Origin of the sequence: Cellulomonas sp. IC4_254 (genome assembly GCF_011603975.1) — a bacterium.
GTDB lineage: Bacteria > Actinomycetota > Actinomycetes > Actinomycetales > Cellulomonadaceae > Cellulomonas.
Map to the genome: position 1 here is coordinate 1 of NZ_JAANNB010000012.1, position 15,988 is coordinate 15,988.

General features: G+C 75.7%; 14 protein-coding genes and 1 tRNA gene. 4 read left to right on the plus strand and 11 right to left on the minus strand.

Annotated features, from left to right (window positions below; genetic code table 11):
• Nucleotides 1-17 precede the first annotated feature (17 nt).
• Nucleotides 18-1,109: a peptide chain release factor 1 gene (gene prfA, locus G6556_RS02455; RefSeq protein WP_166938304.1), complete on the minus strand. Its 1,092-nt coding sequence runs from the start codon at nt 1,107-1,109 to the stop codon at nt 18-20.
• 114 nt (nt 1,110-1,223) lie between these two features.
• The gene (gene rpmE / locus G6556_RS02460; protein ID WP_147795949.1) at nt 1,224-1,439 is read right to left on the minus strand and encodes a 50S ribosomal protein L31; all 216 of its coding nucleotides are present in this window, start codon (nt 1,437-1,439) and stop codon (nt 1,224-1,226) included.
• A 151-nt stretch (nt 1,440-1,590) separates the two neighbouring features.
• Here rpmE and G6556_RS02465 point away from each other — a divergent pair, with 151 nt between their 5' ends.
• Entirely contained in the window at nt 1,591-2,358 is a 768-nt protein-coding gene (locus tag G6556_RS02465; RefSeq protein ID WP_166938306.1) for a hypothetical protein, read from the plus strand.
• A 58-nt stretch (nt 2,359-2,416) separates the two neighbouring features.
• On the plus strand, nt 2,417-3,553 hold the full coding sequence (locus tag G6556_RS02470) for a glycosyltransferase family 4 protein (RefSeq protein WP_240933518.1): 1,137 nt from the start codon (nt 2,417-2,419) through the stop codon (nt 3,551-3,553).
• A 90-nt stretch (nt 3,554-3,643) separates the two neighbouring features.
• Here G6556_RS02470 and rho read toward each other — a convergent pair whose 3' ends face one another.
• From rho to G6556_RS02515, 9 genes are all read right to left on the minus strand, one after another.
• Entirely contained in the window at nt 3,644-5,737 is a 2,094-nt protein-coding gene (gene rho / locus G6556_RS02475; protein ID WP_166938310.1) for a transcription termination factor Rho, read from the minus strand.
• A gap of 244 nt (nt 5,738-5,981) precedes the next feature.
• Nucleotides 5,982-6,938 (minus strand): homoserine kinase, encoded by a 957-nt coding sequence (gene thrB / locus G6556_RS02480; RefSeq protein ID WP_166938312.1) that lies wholly within the window; start codon nt 6,936-6,938, stop codon nt 5,982-5,984.
• An 8-nt stretch (nt 6,939-6,946) separates the two neighbouring features.
• Nucleotides 6,947-8,038: a threonine synthase gene (thrC, locus tag G6556_RS02485; protein WP_166938314.1), complete on the minus strand. Its 1,092-nt coding sequence runs from the start codon at nt 8,036-8,038 to the stop codon at nt 6,947-6,949.
• Nucleotides 8,038-9,360: a homoserine dehydrogenase gene (locus G6556_RS02490; RefSeq protein ID WP_346774681.1), complete on the minus strand. Its 1,323-nt coding sequence runs from the start codon at nt 9,358-9,360 to the stop codon at nt 8,038-8,040. The genes thrC and G6556_RS02490 overlap by 1 nt, the downstream gene beginning before the upstream one ends.
• 230 nt (nt 9,361-9,590) lie before the next feature.
• Entirely contained in the window at nt 9,591-9,929 is a 339-nt protein-coding gene (locus G6556_RS19295; RefSeq protein WP_166938317.1) for a HepT-like ribonuclease domain-containing protein, read from the minus strand.
• Nucleotides 9,926-10,546 carry a nucleotidyltransferase family protein gene (locus G6556_RS19300; RefSeq protein ID WP_166938319.1) on the minus strand — a complete coding sequence of 207 codons (621 nt, stop codon included), beginning with the start codon at nt 10,544-10,546 and terminating at the stop codon, nt 9,926-9,928. The genes G6556_RS19295 and G6556_RS19300 overlap by 4 nt, the downstream gene beginning before the upstream one ends.
• A gap of 89 nt (nt 10,547-10,635) precedes the next feature.
• Entirely contained in the window at nt 10,636-11,988 is a 1,353-nt protein-coding gene (lysA, locus tag G6556_RS02505) for a diaminopimelate decarboxylase (protein WP_205692922.1), read from the minus strand.
• A 35-nt stretch (nt 11,989-12,023) separates the two neighbouring features.
• Nucleotides 12,024-13,703 (minus strand): arginine--tRNA ligase, encoded by a 1,680-nt coding sequence (gene argS / locus G6556_RS02510; protein ID WP_166938323.1) that lies wholly within the window; start codon nt 13,701-13,703, stop codon nt 12,024-12,026.
• 40 nt (nt 13,704-13,743) lie between these two features.
• Nucleotides 13,744-15,045 (minus strand): MFS transporter, encoded by a 1,302-nt coding sequence (locus tag G6556_RS02515; RefSeq protein WP_166938325.1) that lies wholly within the window; start codon nt 15,043-15,045, stop codon nt 13,744-13,746.
• Between the two features lie 106 nt (nt 15,046-15,151).
• Here G6556_RS02515 and G6556_RS02520 point away from each other — a divergent pair, with 106 nt between their 5' ends.
• A complete protein-coding gene (locus tag G6556_RS02520; protein ID WP_166938327.1) occupies nt 15,152-15,805 on the plus strand; it encodes an FCD domain-containing protein in 654 nt (217 codons plus the stop codon).
• Between the two features lie 60 nt (nt 15,806-15,865).
• Nucleotides 15,866-15,941, plus strand: a tRNA-Arg gene (locus G6556_RS02525).
• Nucleotides 15,942-15,988: the final 47 nt, after the last annotated feature.

Below are 15,988 nucleotides of genomic sequence, written 5' to 3' on the forward strand. Positions count from 1 at the left end.
GCCGGCGCCGGGGGCGGTCACCGCTCCCCCGCGGCGGCCAGGCGCGCGGCCTCGTCGGCGTCGACGGCCGACTGCACGACCGGCTGCAGGTCGCCGTCGAGCACCGCGTCCAGGTTGTACGCCTTGTAGCCGGTGCGGTGGTCCGCGATCCGGTTCTCCGGGAAGTTGTACGTGCGGATCCGCTCCGAGCGGTCGACGGTGCGCACCTGCGACCGGCGGGCCTCGCTCGCGGCCGCGGCGGCCTCCTCCTGGCGCGCCGCCAGCAGCCGGGCGCGCAGCACGCGCATGGCCTGCTCGCGGTTCTGCAGCTGCGACTTCTCGTTCTGCATCGACACGACGATGCCGGTGGGCAGGTGGGTGATCCGCACCGCCGAGTCCGTCGTGTTCACCGACTGCCCGCCGGGCCCGGACGACCGGTACACGTCGATCCGCAGGTCGTTGGGGTCGATGTCGACCTCGCCCTCGTCCTCCACCTCGGGGAACACGAGCACGCCCGCGGCCGAGGTGTGGATCCGGCCCTGCGACTCCGTGACCGGCACCCGCTGCACGCGGTGCACGCCGCCCTCGTACTTCAGGCTGGCCCAGACGCCGTCGGCCGGGTCGGTGACGGCGCCGCGCGCCTTGATCGCGACCTGCACGTCCTTGTAGCCGCCGAGGTCGGACTCGGTGGACTCGAGCGTCTCGGCCTTCCAGCCCCGGCGCTCGGCGTACCGCAGGTACATGCGCAGCAGGTCGCCGGCGAACAGCGCCGACTCCTCGCCGCCCTCGCCGGCCTTGATCTCCAGAATCACGTCGCGGGCGTCGTCGGGGTCGCGCGGGACCAGCACGCGGCGCAGCTTCTCCGCGGCGTGCTCCTCGGCCTCCGCCAGCGACGGCAGCTCGGCGGCGAACGCGTCGTCGGACTCCGCGAGCTCGCGGGCGTCCGCGAGGTCCTCGGCGGCGGCCCGCCACGCGCCGTGCGCCTGCGCGACCCGGCCGAGCTCGGCGTACCGCCGCCCGAGGGTGCGGGCGAGCGCCTGGTCGGCGTGCACCGCCGGGTCGGCGAGCTGCTGCTCGATCCGCGCGTGCTCGTCGAGCAGCGGGCGGGCGGCCGCGAACGGGTCGGTCATCGCGGGGGTCTCCTGGGGAGCGGGGCGCGGGGACGGCGGACCCGGCCCCGGACATGCGAAGACGCCGGTGCCCGGCGGTCCTCGAAGGACCGCCGCGCACCGGCGTCAGGACGGCTAGTTCGCCGGGCGCTTGCCGTAGCGCGCCTCGAACCGGGCCACGCGGCCACCGGTGTCGAGGATCTTCTGCTTGCCCGTGTAGAACGGGTGGCAGGCGCTGCAGACGTCGGCGCGGATCTCGCCGGAGGTCTCGGTGGAGCGCGTGGTGAACGTGTTGCCACAGGTGCAGGTCACCTGGGTCACCACGTACTCGGGGTGGATGTCAGTCTTCACAGGTGTTCTCCTCGGGTTGGGCCTCCGGGTCGTGCGCGCGTGCCGCGCACGTGAACCGCAGACCGACGGGACAGTCTGCCAGAACAGCGGGCGGGGCGGAAATCTTCCCGGCGGTCGCGATCGCGCCCGCGCGGTCCTAGCGTCGGGGGCGATGAGCACCCGACGCGCCCCGCTGACCCTGTCCGTCCTGGCCGCCGCCACGCTGCTGCTGTCCGCCTGCGGCGCCGGGGGCGGCGACGACACCGCCGCCGGGGACGCGACCTCCGCCGCCGCGTCCTCCGCGCCTGCGGCGTCGACGCCCACCGGGACGCCCGCGCCCAGCGCCCCCGCCGCCGAGGGCTGCACCGGCACCGGCGGGGTCGCACCCGCCACGGCCGCGACGGTCGACACGATCGACCTCGACGGCGACGGCGAGCCCGACCGACTGTGGCTCGCCGACGACGGCGGCACCCGCACCGTCGGCGTCTCCACCGCCGCCGGGGCGACGCTGACCCACCCCGTCGACCTCGCCGGACCGGCCGGCGCCACCGCGTTCGCGCTCCGGCCCGACCCCGCCGAGCCCGCGATGGTGCTCGTCTCCGACAACCGGGTCGCGGACCTGCTCGTCGTGCAGGACTGCGCGCTGGTCGACGCCACCGACACCCGCGGGGCACCGTGGCAGTTCGACCAGGGCTTCGCCGGCCAGGGCACCGGCGTCGGCTGCGTCGACCTCGACGGCGACGGCACCCTCGACCTCGTCGGGCTGAACCTCGTCGACGACACCGTCACCCGCACGCTGATCCACGTCGACGGGACGGTCGCGTCCGCCGGGGCCTCCGACGAGGTGGCCGCGGACACCGGGGCCGCGCAGGAGACCGCCCGGGCCATCACCTGCGGCGACCGCACCCTGAGCGCGGACGGCGTGCACGAGCCGTCCTGACCGGCGGCGCCGCCAGGAGGCACCGGTCCGCCTCCGCGGCGCCCCTACGATGGCACCCATGCTCCGCATCGGCCTGGTGATCGACGACGGCCTCGACAAGCCGGACGGGGTGCAGCAGATCGTGCTCACGCTCGGCCGCCGGCTGGCCGCGCTGGGCCACGAGGTGCACTACGTCACCTCCACCACCGAGCGCACCGACCTGCCGAACCTGCACGTGCTCGGCCGCACCGTCTCGGTCCGGTTCAACGGCAACCGGCTGCGCAGCCCGCTGCCCGCGCGGCGCGCCGACGTCCGCCGGCTGCTCGCCGAGGTCCCGTTCGACGTCCTGCACGTCACCATGCCGTACAGCCCGCTGCTCGCCGGCCGGGTCGTGTCGGCGGCGTCGCCGCGGACCGCCGTCGTCGGGCAGTTCGTCATCTACCCGCAGGACCGGCTCACCCGGTGGGGCATCCGCGCGCTCGGGCTCCTCGAGCGCCCGCGGCTGCGCCGGTTCGACGCGATCAGCGCGCTGTCCGAGGCCGCGCGGGAGTCGGTGCGGGAGGCGTACGGCCGGGACGTGCCGATCATCGGAGGACCGGTCGAGCTGGGCACCCCGGCGGCGCCCTCCCCCGGCGGCGAGGACCGGCCGGTGCGGATCGTGTTCCTCGGCCGGCTCGTCGAGCGCAAGGGCCCCCGCGAGCTGCTCGCCGCGGTCGCCGCGATGCCGGCCACCCGCCCGTGGACGCTCACGCTCGCCGGCCGCGGCCCGCTGCTCGACGAGCTGCGCGACCGCGCCCGCGCCGCCGGGATCGCCGACCGGGTCGACTTCCCCGGCTTCGTCGCCGAGGAGGACAAGGCCGGGCTGCTCGCGGACGCCGACGTGGTCGCCCTGCCCTCGACCGGCGGCGAGAGCTTCGGCATGTCCGTCGTCGAGGCGCTGGCCGACGCCGGCGGCGTGGTGCTGGCCGGCGACAACCCCGGCTACCGCACGCCGATGGCCGGCCTCGAGGACCAGCTCGTCAACCCGCGGGACACCGCCGCCTTCGCACGCACGCTCGCGCGCTGGGTGGACGACCCCGCCGCCCGGGCCGCGGCGCGGGCCCCGCAGCGCGCGGCGGCGCAGCGGTTCGACGCGGGCGAGATCACCGCGCAGACCCTCGCCTGGTACGAGCAGGCGATCACCGCCCGCCGGTCCGCGACCCGCGCCCCGCGCTGACGCGCGCACCCGCGTTGGCGTGGGGAGGCGCAGGGAACGCGACGGGGCGGCACCCCCGAGGGGGGTGCCGCCCCGTTGTGGGCGATGGCGTCAGACGATCGCGCGGTTCTGCGACTCGTCGTGGTGGCCGTGGCCGTTCTGCGACGGGGTCGTCTTCTGCACCTGGAGCAGGAACTCGACGTTGCTCTTGGTGTCGCGGAGCTTGCCGAGCAGGAGCTCGATCGCCTGCTGCTGGTCCAGCGCGCCCATGACGCGGCGGAGCTTCCAGATGATCTTGAGCTCGTCCGGAGCGATGAGGATCTCCTCGCGGCGGGTGCCCGACGCGTTGACGTCGACCGCCGGGAAGATCCGCTTGTCCGCGAGCGACCGGGAGAGCCGGAGCTCCATGTTCCCGGTGCCCTTGAACTCCTCGAAGATGACCTCGTCCATCTTGGAGCCGGTCTCCACCAGCGCCGAGGCGAGGATCGTGAGCGAGCCGCCGTGCTCGATGTTGCGCGCGGCGCCGAAGAACCGCTTGGGCGGGTAGAGCGCCGAGGCGTCCACGCCGCCGGACAGGATGCGCCCGGAGGCCGGGGCCGCCAGGTTGTACGCCCGCGACAGGCGGGTCAGCGAGTCCAGCAGCACGACGACGTCCTGGCCCAGCTCGACCAGGCGCTTGGCGCGCTCGATCGCGAGCTCCGCGACCATCGTGTGGTCCGACGCGGGGCGGTCGAACGTCGAGGCGATGACCTCGCCCTTCACGGTCCGCTCCATGTCCGTGACCTCCTCGGGGCGCTCGTCGACGAGCACGACCATGAGGTGGACCTCGGGGTTGTTCGCGGTGATCGCGTTGGCGATCTGCTGCATGATGATCGTCTTGCCGGCCTTGGGCGGCGCGACGATGAGGCCGCGCTGGCCCTTGCCGATCGGGGCGACGATGTCGATGACCCGCGGCGTCAGGTGGTTGCTCTCGTTCTCGAGGCGCAGCCGGTCCTGCGGGTACAGCGGGGTGAGCTTGGTGAACTCGGGGCGGGTGCGCGCCTGCTCAGGCGCCATCCCGTTGACCGTGTCCAGCCGCACGAGCGCGTTGGCCTTGTTCGGCCGGCCCGCCCCGCCCTGGGCCTGCTGCTCGCCCTCGCGGGGCGCGCGCACGGCACCGGTGATGGCGTCGCCGCGGCGCAGGCCGGCCTTGCGGACCTGCGCGAGCGGCAGGTACACGTCGTTCGGGCCGGGCAGGTAGCCGCTGGTGCGGACGAACGCGTAGGAGTCCAGCACGTCGAGGATGCCGGCGACCGGGACGAGCACGTCGTCCTCGGCGATCTCGACCTCCTCGTACGGCAGGTCGCCCACGCCGCCCCGCTGGCCGCGGCCGCGCTTGCGGCCGTCGCGGTCGCGGTACCGGTCGCGCGAGCGCCGGCGACGGCCGCCGCGCTCGTCGTCGTCCTGGCCGGCGTCCTGCGGCTGCTGCTCGGCCGGGTTCGTGCCGGCCTGGCGCTGCGGGTCCTGCTGCTGGCGCTGGCGCTGGCCGTCCGGCTGCTCGCGGCGCTCGGCCCGGTCGCCGCGCTCGCCGCGGTCGCCCGCGGAGGTCGGGCCCTCGGGGAGCGTCACGTCGACCGTCGGCGCACCGGCGCCGCGGCCCGCGCGGCGGGAACGGCGCTCGCCGGTGACGGTGCCCACGGCGTCGGCCGCGCGGGCGGCGCGGTCGTCGGCCTGCTGGCGGGAGTCGAGCGAGCGCTCGACGGCCTCGAGGCCGGCGAGCACGTCGACCGTGCGGCCGCGGGCGTCGGGGGCCTCGGCGGCGGTGTCGGCCTCGGCACGCGCCGGACGGCGGCGCTGCCCGCGGGACCCGCCCTCGGCCGCGGGGGCCGTGGCGCCCGCGGGGGCGGCGGTCTCGGCGGCCGGCGCCGGGGCGCTGGTCTCGGCGGCCGGCGCCGGGGCGCTCGTGTCGGCGGCCGGCGCGGCGGCCGGCCGGCCCGCGTCGCGCGTCGCCGCACGGCGGGTGCGGCCCGCGGGGCGCTCGCCGCCGCCGACGCGCTTGGCCTGGATGGCGTCGACCAGGTCGCTCTTGCGCATCCGGGAGGTCCCGGTCACGCCGAGCTCGGCCGCCAGGGCCTGCAGCTCCGGCATGCGCATGGCGGACACGGCGCCACCACGGGCGGAGCCGCCGGAGGCGCTGCTCACGGCCGGCTCGATGGTGTCTGTCACGAAGGACCCTTCCCCCTCGTCGGGGACCGCCGCCCACGGTCGGGGCGCGCGGTCCGCGTCCGGCCCGATCTCGGGGCCGGCGCGTCGGTGAAGCCGCACGGGTCGCGCCGATCGCGTCGACTCGCGTGGGCTGGATCGTTCCCGGGTCCTGATCTCCTGAGCGACGCTGCACCGGAAAAAGGCTGAGCGGATGTCAGGACGAGACCCGGGGAACGGTGCCGATCATATCACCGGGGCACGCCGATCACGGCAGCCTCCGGGCCTCCGCACCCGCGGTGTCGATCGCGAGCGGGACGATGCGCCAGCCGCCCATCACCCCGCCGAACACCTGCTGCAACGCGGCGTCCGCGTCGGTCGGCCGCCCGCCGTCCGCGAGCGGTCCGCCGACCGCGCGCGCGAGCGCGAGCACCGTCGGCCCCGCGCCCGAGACGACCGCCGCGACGCCCCGCGCGCGCAGCGCGTCCACGAGGGCCAGGCTCTCGGCCATCACCGGGCGGCGGTAGCCCTGGTGCAGCCGGTCCTCGGTCGCCGGCAGCAGCAGGTCCGGCCGTCGGCCGAGCGCCTCGACCAGCAGCGCCGCGCGACCCGCCTGGAACGCGGCGTCGCCGTGCGGCACCTGCGCCGGGAGCACGCCGCGCGCGTGCGACGTCGACAGCCGGCTCGACGGCACGACCGCGACCGGCGCGACGTCCGGGTGCACCGCGAGCCGCGCCGCGCGGACGGCGCCGTCGGGGCCCTGGGACCACGCGACCGTCGCGCCGCCGAGCAGCGCCGGCGCCGCGTTGTCCGGGTGCCCCTCGAGCTCCGTCGCCAGGCGCAGCACCACGTCGTCGTCCAGCGACTCCGGCTCCGCGACCAGCGCCCGCGCGGCCAGCAGCCCCGCGACCACCGCACCCGCCGACGACCCGAGACCCCGGCCGTGCGGGATCCGGTTGCGGCAGGTCAGGTGCAGGCCGGTCTGCGGCGCGCCGACGTGGTCGAGCGCGTGCCGCAGCGCGCGGACGACGAGGTGGTCGTCGCCGGACGGCACCTCCTCGGCGCCCTCCCCCACGACGTCCACCACCACGTCGGCCGAGCCGAGCGCGCGCACCTCGACCTCGTCGTGCAGCGCGAGCGCCAGGCCCAGCGCGTCGAAGCCCGGGCCGAGGTTGGCGCTCGTCGCCGGGACGCGCACCCGCGCCCGGTCGGCTCCCAGTCGCACGGCGGGCCTCAGCCGAGGCCGAGCGCGGCGGCGATCTCCACCACGTCGGGGCGCACCCGGGTGGTCTCGACCTCCGTGCCGTCCGCGGTGCGCAGCGCCCACTGCGGGTCCTTGAGGCCGTGGCCGGTGACGGTCACGACGATGCGCGCACCGGCGGGCACGCGGCCCTCCTGCGCGAGCCGGAGGATGCCCGCCACGCCCGCGGCGGACGCCGGCTCGACGAACACGCCGACCTGGGAGGACAGCACCCGGTGCGCGTGCAGGATCTCGTCGTCCGTCACGGCCTCGATCAGCCCACCGGACAGGTCCCGCGCCGCCTCGGCCTGGGTCCAGGACGCCGGGTTGCCGATGCGGATGGCCGTCGCGATCGTCTCCGGCTCCGTGATCGGGTAGCCGTGCACGATCGGCGCGGCGCCGGCCGCCTGGAAGCCCCACATGGCGGGGGTGTGCGTCGCGACCGGGTCGAGGTCCGCGCCCGCGTCCAGGCCCGCGTACTCGCGGAAGCCCTTCCAGTACGCGGTGATGTTGCCGGCGTTGCCCACGGGCAGCGCGTGGATGTCGGGGGCGTCGCCGAGCGCGTCCACGATCTCGAACGCGCCGGTCTTCTGACCCTCGATGCGGTCCGGGTTCACGGAGTTCACCAGCTCGACCGGGTACGCCTCGGCGAGCTTGCGGGCGGCGATCAGGCAGTCGTCGAAGTTGCCGTCGACCTGCAGCAGCGTCGCCCCGTGCGCGACCGCCTGGCTCAGCTTGCCCATCGCGATCTTGCCGTCCGGCACGAGGACCGCGCACACCATGCCGGCGGCGGTGGCGTAGGCGGCGGCGGAAGCCGACGTGTTGCCGGTCGACGCGCAGACGACTGCCTTGGCACCCCGGCCCGCGGCCGCGGACATCGCCGTGGTCATCCCGCGGTCCTTGAACGAGCCGGTCGGGTTCATGCCCTCGACCTTCACGAACACCTCGGCGCCGGTCAGCCGCGACAGCGCGGGCGCCTCGACGAGCGGCGTGCCGCCCTCGCCCAGCGTGACGACGCGCTGCTGGACGTGCGCCGGCAGGCGGTCGGCGTACTCGCGGATCACGCCGCGCCACTGGTGTGCCATCAGGCTCCCTCGACTCGCAGGACGGACACGACCTCGCGCACGGAGGCGAGGTCGCGGATCGCGGCGACGGTGGCGGCCAGCGCGGCCTCCGGCGCCTCGTGCGTGGTGATGACCAGACGGGCCACCCCGGGGGCGTCGTCGCCGTCGACGGCGGGGTCCACGGGCGCGGCGTCGGCGGGCGACTGCCGGACGGCCTCGATGGACACGCCGTGCTCCGCGAGCACCGCGGAGACGTGCGCGAGCACGCCCGGCCGGTCGTCGACGTCGAGCCGCACCTGGTAGCGGGTGCGCGCCGACTCGGCGGGCAGCACCGGCAGCGCGGCGTACCAGGACTCGGCGGGGCCGCGCCCGCCGTGCACCCGGTGCCGCGCGGCCGACACGACGTCGCCGAGCACCGCGCTGGCCGTCGGGGCACCGCCCGCGCCGCGGCCGTAGAACATGAGCTCGCCGGCGGCCTCCGCCTCCACGAACACCGCGTTGAACGCGCCGCGCACGCCCGCGAGCGGGTGCGCGACCGGCACCAGTGCCGGGTGCACCCGCACCTGCACGCCCTCGGCGCCGTCCTCGGCCGTCCGGCGGTCGGCGATCGCGAGCAGCTTGATGACGTGCCCCGTGCGCGCGGCCCAGGCCACGTCGTCCGCCGTCACCTGCATGATGCCCTGGCGGTCGACGTCGTCGATCGACACCCGGGTGTGGAACGCGAGCGAGGCCAGGATCGCGGCCTTCGCGGCGGCGTCGAAGCCCTCGACGTCAGCCGTCGGGTCGGCCTCCGCGTACCCGAGGGCCTGCGCCTCGGCCACGGCGTCCGCCAGGTCCAGCCCCTCGGTCGCCATCCGGTCCAGCACGTAGTTGGTCGTGCCGTTGACGATGCCGAGCACGCGGTGCACGCGGTCGCCGGTCAGCGACTCGCGCACCGGGCGCACCAGCGGGATCGCGCCGGCGACGGCGGCCTCGAAGTACAGGTCCACCCCGGCGGCGTCCGCGGCCTGGTAGAGCGTCGGGCCGTCCTCGGCGAGCAGCGCCTTGTTCGCGGTGACCACCGCGGCCCCGTGCTCGATCGCGCGCAGCAACAGCCCGCGGGCCGGCTCGATGCCGCCGACGACCTCGACCACGACGTCGGCCTTGGCGACCAGGCCCTCGGCGTCGGCGGTCAGCAGCGCGCGGTCCACGACCGGGTCGCGGGGCGCCTCGACGTCGCGCACGGCCACGCCCACCAGCTCCAGCGGCGCGCCGACCCGTGCGGCGAGGTCGGACGCCTGCGTCGTGAGCAGCCGGACGACCTCCGTGCCGACGACGCCGCAGCCGAGCAGCGCGACGCGCACCGCGGGGCGGTCGGTCGCGCCCGGGGCGGGCGAGGTGGGGCTGACGGGCTCGTCGCGTGCGGTCACCGCGTGCACCTTCCGATCACGCCCGGTCGTCTCCGGGCCTGCTGGGGTGAGGCCGGGCGCAGGGGCGCTCGACCGGACCACAGGATAGGGGGACCCCATCGGCGGGCGGCCCGGTATCCACACCGTGGGCGTGGCGGTCCGGCGGGCCGTTGCGGCCGGACGCGTCAGGTGGTCGTGCCGATCGCCTCGGCCGCGGCCAGCAGGCGAGCGCGCAGCGGCACGAGGTCGCGGGCGACAGCCTCCCGGACCACGTCCGACTCGACGGCGAAGTACCCGTGCACGATCCGGTTCCGCGTGGAGCGGACCGAGAACCAGTCGCCGCCGCAGATCTCGTCGCGCATCGCGGCGGGCAGGCCCGCGAGGCAGTCGATCGCGGCAGCCAGCCGCAGGCACGCCGCGTCGAACCCTGCCGGGTCGTCCAGACCGAGACGATCGACGTGCTGCCGCACGGCATCGACGTGCTCGACCGCCTCACCCACCAGATCTGCCGGCGTGCGCTTCACAGCGGCAGCGCCTGAACCGTGGCGGCGACCCGGGGCTTGAGCATCCGGGCGGGCACCAGGTCCACCGGTCGCTCCAAGATGCGTTCGAGCGCCGCCTGCGCACGACCCAGGTCGAACAGGCTCACCTTCGGTGCCAGGTCGACGAGCAGGTCCACGTCCGACTCCGGCCCGTCCTCCCCACGGGCGACCGACCCGAAGACCCGGACGTTGGACATCCCGTGCCGCTCCGCCGTCGCGACGATCGCGTCGCGCTGCCGCCCCAGCACCCGGCTGAGCATCGACTCGGCCTGCGGACCCGGCCCGTCCTCCGGCGGCGCCCCGCCGTGCCCGTCCCCGGGCGCCCCGCCGACCACCACCTCCGCGGCCGGCGGGACGAGGTCCACCCGCCGCAGCAGGCGCGCCACCTCCGGCTGGCTGCGACCGAGCGCCGCGGCGATCCGCCGCTGGCTCCAGCCGAGGTCCGCCGCCTGCCGGGCGGCGAGCACGAGCGCGCGCGCCGCCTCCGCCCGCAGCCGGTCGGCTCGCGCCGCCGTCTCCCCGAGGTACGCGCCGAACGCCGCCTCGACCGCTGTCGTCCCGCCGTGCTCCTGGTCCGGGCCCGTGTCCGTGTCGACCATCGGTGACCACCTCCGATAGCAGAAGCTATCGACGGCGCGGAGCACCCAACCCGGGGTTCGCCACCTACGCAGCACCTCCGGGCGAGCGGTCAGCCCAGGTCGAGCGCCAGCAGGTCGTCCTCGGTCTCGCGCCGCACCAGCACCCGGGTGGCGCCGTCGCGCACCGCCACCACCGGAGGCCGCGGCACGTGGTTGTAGTTCGACGCCATCGACCGCCCGTACGCGCCGGTGGCCGCGACCGCGAGCAGGTCGCCCGCCGCCACGTCGGCCGGCAGCTGCACCTCGTGCACGACGATGTCGCCGCTCTCGCAGTGCTTGCCGACCACCCGCGCGAGCACGGTCTCGGCGGCGCCCTGCCGGGACACGACGGCCGCGTGATAGTGCGCGCCGTACAGGGCGGGCCGGATGTTGTCGCTCATCCCGCCGTCGACCGACACGTACAGCCGCGACCGCCCCTCGTCGAGGGACACGGGCTTCACGGTGCCCACGGTGTACAGCGTGAGGGTGGTGGGGCCGACGATCGCCCGGCCGGGCTCGAACGACAGCCGGGGCAGCGGCGTCCCGAGGGACGTGCAGGTCGCGTCGACCGCCGCGGCGATCTCCTTCGCGATCCGGTCGACGTCGAGCGGGACCTCGCCGGGCAGGTAGGCGATGCCGAACCCGCCGCCGAGGTCGACCTCCGGCACCAGGTACCCGGTGCGCCCGGCCAGCTCCGCGCGAAGCCCGAGGACGGACTGCGCCGCCACCGCGAACCCGGCGGGGTCGAGGATCTGCGACCCGATGTGCGAGTGGATGCCCAGCAGCCGCAGCTCGGGGTGCCGCAGCACGAGCTGCAGCGCGGTCAGCGCCGGGCTCTCCCCGCCGTCGGCGGGCGTCGCGACCGAGAGGCCGAACTTCTGGTCCTCGTGCGCGGTGGAGATGTACTCGTGACCGCCGGCGTGCACGCCGGTGGTCACACGCACCATGACGGGGGCCGGCTCCGCGCCGGCGCTGCGGGCGCGGACCGCCGCGGCGACGCGCTCGACCTCGCCGAGGGAGTCGACGATGATCCGCCCGACGCCCGCGTCCAGCGCGCGGGCGATCTCGGCGTCGGACTTGTTGTTGCCGTGCAGCCCGAGGTCGACGCCCGGCACGCCCGCCCGGAGCGCGACGGCGAGCTCGCCGCCGGTCGAGGTGTCGACCCGCAGCCCCTCCTCGTGCGCCCAGCGGGCGACCGCGACCGACAGGAACGCCTTGCCCGCGTAGTAGACGTCGACACCGGCACCGACCTCGGCGAACGCGGTCTCGAAGGCGGTGCGCAGCGCGCGCGCCCGGGCCCGGAAGTCGGCCTCGTCCAGGACGTAGGCCGGCGTGCCCTGCTCGGCGGCGAGGTCGCGCAGGTCGACCCCCGCGACGCGCACGGCCCCGTCGGCGCCGCGGCCCGCGGAGGCGGGCCAGGGCAGGCCGAGCGGGGCCGGCGCGGCGGACGGGTCGCCGGTCACATGCGCTCCGGGGCGCTCACGCCGAGCAGGGTCAGGCCGTTCGCGAGCACCTGCCGGGTGGCGTCGTTGAGCCACAGGCGGGTCCGGTGCACGTCGGACACCTGCTCGTCGCCGAACGGCAGGACGCGGCGCTGGTCGTACCACTTGTGGTACGCCCCGGCGAGCTCCTCCAGGTACCGGGCGACGCGGTGCGGCTCGCGCAGCTCGGCCGCCTGGGCGACGATCCGCGGCAGCTCGGCGATCTTGCCCAGCAGTGCCGACTCCGTCGGGTGGTCGAGCAGCGACGCGTCGAAGCCGTCCTCCCGGCGCACCCCCGCGTCGGCGGCGTTCCGGCCGACCGCGCAGGTGCGGGCGTGCGCGTACTGCACGTAGAACACCGGGTTCTCGTTCTTCGCGCTCGCGAGCAGGTCCAGGTCGAGGTCGATCGACGAGTCCGCGGACGACCGCGCCAGCGAGTACCGGGCTGCGTCGACGCCGACGGCGTCCACCAGGTCCTCCAGCGTGACGACGGTGCCCGCCCGCTTGCTCATCCGCATCGGCTGGCCGTCCTTGAGCAGGTTGACCATCTGCCCGATGAGGATCTCCAGGTTGACGCCCGGGGTGTCGCCGAACGCGGCGCACATGGCCATCATCCGGCCGATGTACCCGTGGTGGTCGGCGCCGAGCATGATGATCACGCGGTCGAAGCCGCGCTCGCGCTTGTCCAGGTAGTACGCGAGGTCGCCCGCGATGTACGCGGCGTCCCCGTCGGACTTGATGATGACCCGGTCCTTGTCGTCGCCGAAGTCGGTGGTGCGCAGCCAGGTGGCGCCGTCCGCCTCGAAGATGTGGCCGTTCTCGCGCAGCCGGGCCACGGCGCGGTCGACGGCGCCGGTCTCGTGCAGCGTGTCCTCGTGGAAGTACACGTCGAAGTCGACGCCGAAGTCGTGCAGCGCCTGCTTGATCTCCGCGAACATCAGGTCGACGCCGCGCGCGCGGAACGCCTCCTGCGCCTCGGCGTCGGGCAGCGTGCGCGGGTCGGGCTCGCCGGCCGCGGCGGCCTGGGCGATCACGGCGTCGGCGATGTCGGCGATGTACTGGCCGCCGTAGCCGTCCTCCGGCGCCTCCTCGCCCTTCGCCCGGGCGAGCAGCGAGCGGGCGAACCGGTCGATCTGCGCGCCGTGGTCGTTGAAGTAGTACTCCCGGCCGACGCGCGCGCCGGACGCCTCGAGCACCCGCGCGAGGCTGTCGCCGACCGCGGCCCAGCGCACGCCGCCGATGTGGATCGGGCCGGTCGGGTTCGCGGAGACGAACTCCAGGTTGATCGACTCGCCGGCGAGCGTCTCGTTGCGGCCGTAGGCGGTGCCGGCCTCGACGACCGAGCGCGCGAGCTCGCCCGCCGCGGCCGCGTCCAGCGTGATGTTGAGGAAGCCGGGGCCGGCCACGTCGACCTTCGCGACGCCCGGGGCGTCCGCGAGCCGGCGCGCGAGCTCCTCGGCGAAGGCGCGCGGGTTGGTCCCGGCCTTCTTCGCGAGCTGCAGCGCGATGTTGGTGGCCCAGTCGCCGTGCTCGCGCTGGCGGGGTCGCTCCACGTGCACGGTGGCGGGCAGGTCGGCGGCGTCCAGGGCGAAGGTCCCGTCGGCGACGGCGCCCGCGAGGGCGGCGCGCAGGGACTCGGAGAGCTCAGCGGGGGTCACCGGACAAGCGTAGCGACGCGCCGGGGCTGCCCCGAACCCGTCAGGCGGGCTCCGCGGGGGGCTCCCCCGGTCCGGTCCGCGGCCGGCGCGGCCCCCAGGTGTCCTCCAGCATCACCGGCCGGCAGGCCACGGTCGCCGCGCCGAGCAGCACCACCAGCGTCCCGAGCAGGAACAGCAGCGCGGCGGTCCACGTGCCCGTCGCGTCGTACAGCGCGCCGACGAGCAGCGGACCGGTCCCGGCGATGGCGTACCCGACGCCCTGCGTGAACCCGGACAGCGAGGCGGCGCCGGCGGAGGTGCGCGTGCGCAGGTTGATCAGGGCGAGCAGCACCGGGAACGCACCCGGCCCGATGCCGCCCAGCAGCACCCAGAGCCAGACCGGCCCGCCCGGGGCGACCAGCAGCCCGACGTACGACACCGCCCAGCACGTCACGAACACCACGACCAGACCGATCGGGTTCCGCATCCGGGCCGCGGCGATCGGCGCGACCAGCGCGGGCGGCAGCCCGAGGATCGCGAACACCGACAGCCACACCCCGGCCGCGTGCTGCGACGTGCCGCCGTCGACCAGGATCTGCGGCAGCCAGGCGAACATGACGTAGGAGTCGAGCGAGTTCATCGCGAACGTGACCGCCATGCCCCACGCGAGCGGGCTGCGCCACACCCGGCCGCCGGACCGGTGCCGCGAGGTCAGCGCGGGCGTCGTCGCGGGTGCCCGGCGCAGCAGCCCGGACAGGTGCGTCCGCGCCGCGGCGGACCGGACGACCACCACGACCCACGGCACCGCCGCCAGCACCCCGACGACCGCCCACACCGACAGCGCCGTCCGCCAGCCGAGCCGCTCCGCCACCGGCAGGGCGAGCAGCGCCGGCAGCGCCGTGCTGAACGACATGGTCACCGAGTAGATCGACGTCACCACGCCGATCCGGTCCGGGAAGTACCGCTTCACCACCGGGGGCAGCAGCACGTTGCCCATGCCCATGCCGGCCAGCGCGATCACGGACCAGCCGAGGAACCCCGCGGCCGACGTCGACGCGGACCGGACGACCTCGCCGGTCACGGACAGCAGCATCGCCGCCACCAGCAGCGGCTCCAGGCCGACCCGGCGGGCCAGCACCGGGGTCAGGGAGCCGAACGCCGCGAACGACGCCACCGGGATGGTGCCGAGCAGGCCCGCCTCGGTCGGCGACAGCGCCACGTCCGCGCGCACCAGGTCGAGGATCGGCGACACCGAGGCGACCGCGATCCGCAGGTTCAGCGCGACCAGCACGACGCCGAGCAGCACGACGCGGCGGCCTCGCCAGGGCGCGACGGTGCCGGCGGGCGGGGTGGTGGACGACATGCGGCCTCGGTTCTGCACGGGAGACTGCGCGCGTCGGCGGGCGCTGGCGGACGGGTGCCCCGGTCGTGTTGAATCGCGGCACAACTGACCAGGGAGACTACTCCGCATGACGCGACGCACCGGACTCATCGACGCGACGGTGGCGCAGCTCCGAGCGCGCATCACCTCCGGCGACTGGCCGGTCGGCACCCGCATCCCGCCGGAGCCCGCCCTGGTCGAGCTGCTCGGCGTCGGCCGCAACACGGTCCGGGAGGCGGTCCAGTCCCTGGTGCACGCCGGGCTCGTCGAGCGCCGGCAGGGCTCGGGCACCTACGTGCTGTCCACCTCGGAGCTCGCGGTCAGCATGAGCCGGCAGATCGCCGACGCCCGGCAGCGCGACGTCATCGAGGTGCGCCGCAGCCTGGAGGTGGAGGCCGCCCGCCTCGCCGCGCGCCGCCGCACCACCACCGACGTGGCGACGATCACCGGCCTGCGCGACCAGCGCGCGGAGGCGTACCGCTCCGGCGCGCTGGACCGGATGGTCGCCGCCGACCTGGCGCTGCACCGGGCCATCGCCCGGGCCGCGCGCAACCCCGTGCTGCTGTCGCTGTACGAGAACCTGATCGACGCGATCACGGACAACATCCGGTTCAACTTCGCGCAGGTCCTGCAGGACGGCGACAACCACGACGGCCTGGTCGAGGCGATCGCGGCGGGCGACGACGTGCGCGCCGTGGACGAGACCAGCGTGTACCTGTCGGGGCTGCTCGGGGAGGACTGAGAGCCTGGTAGTCTCGTGCACCGCGCCGCTGGTTCGCCGGTGGGCGTGCGGCGGTACCCCGCCCTCGTAGCTCAGTGGATAGAGCGTCTGCCTCCGGAGCAGAAGGTCGTAGGTTCGAATCCTATCGAGGGCACCAGCACGAAGGCCCGGCCCGACAGGGACCGGGCCTTCGTCGTCCCCCGG

Coding starts and splice junctions, on each gene's coding strand:
- G6556_RS02465 (WP_166938306.1), top strand. CDS start 1,591: ATGAGCACCCGACGCGCCCCGCTGACCCTGTCCGTCCTGGCCGCCGCC.
- prfA (WP_166938304.1), bottom strand. CDS start 1,109: ATGACCGACCCGTTCGCGGCCGCCCGCCCGCTGCTCGACGAGCACGCG.
- G6556_RS02520 (WP_166938327.1), top strand. CDS start 15,152: ATGACGCGACGCACCGGACTCATCGACGCGACGGTGGCGCAGCTCCGA.
- thrC (WP_166938314.1), bottom strand. CDS start 8,038: ATGGCACACCAGTGGCGCGGCGTGATCCGCGAGTACGCCGACCGCCTG.
- G6556_RS02470 (WP_240933518.1), top strand. CDS start 2,417: ATGCTCCGCATCGGCCTGGTGATCGACGACGGCCTCGACAAGCCGGAC.
- G6556_RS02515 (WP_166938325.1), bottom strand. CDS start 15,045: ATGTCGTCCACCACCCCGCCCGCCGGCACCGTCGCGCCCTGGCGAGGC.
- G6556_RS19300 (WP_166938319.1), bottom strand. CDS start 10,546: ATGGTCGACACGGACACGGGCCCGGACCAGGAGCACGGCGGGACGACA.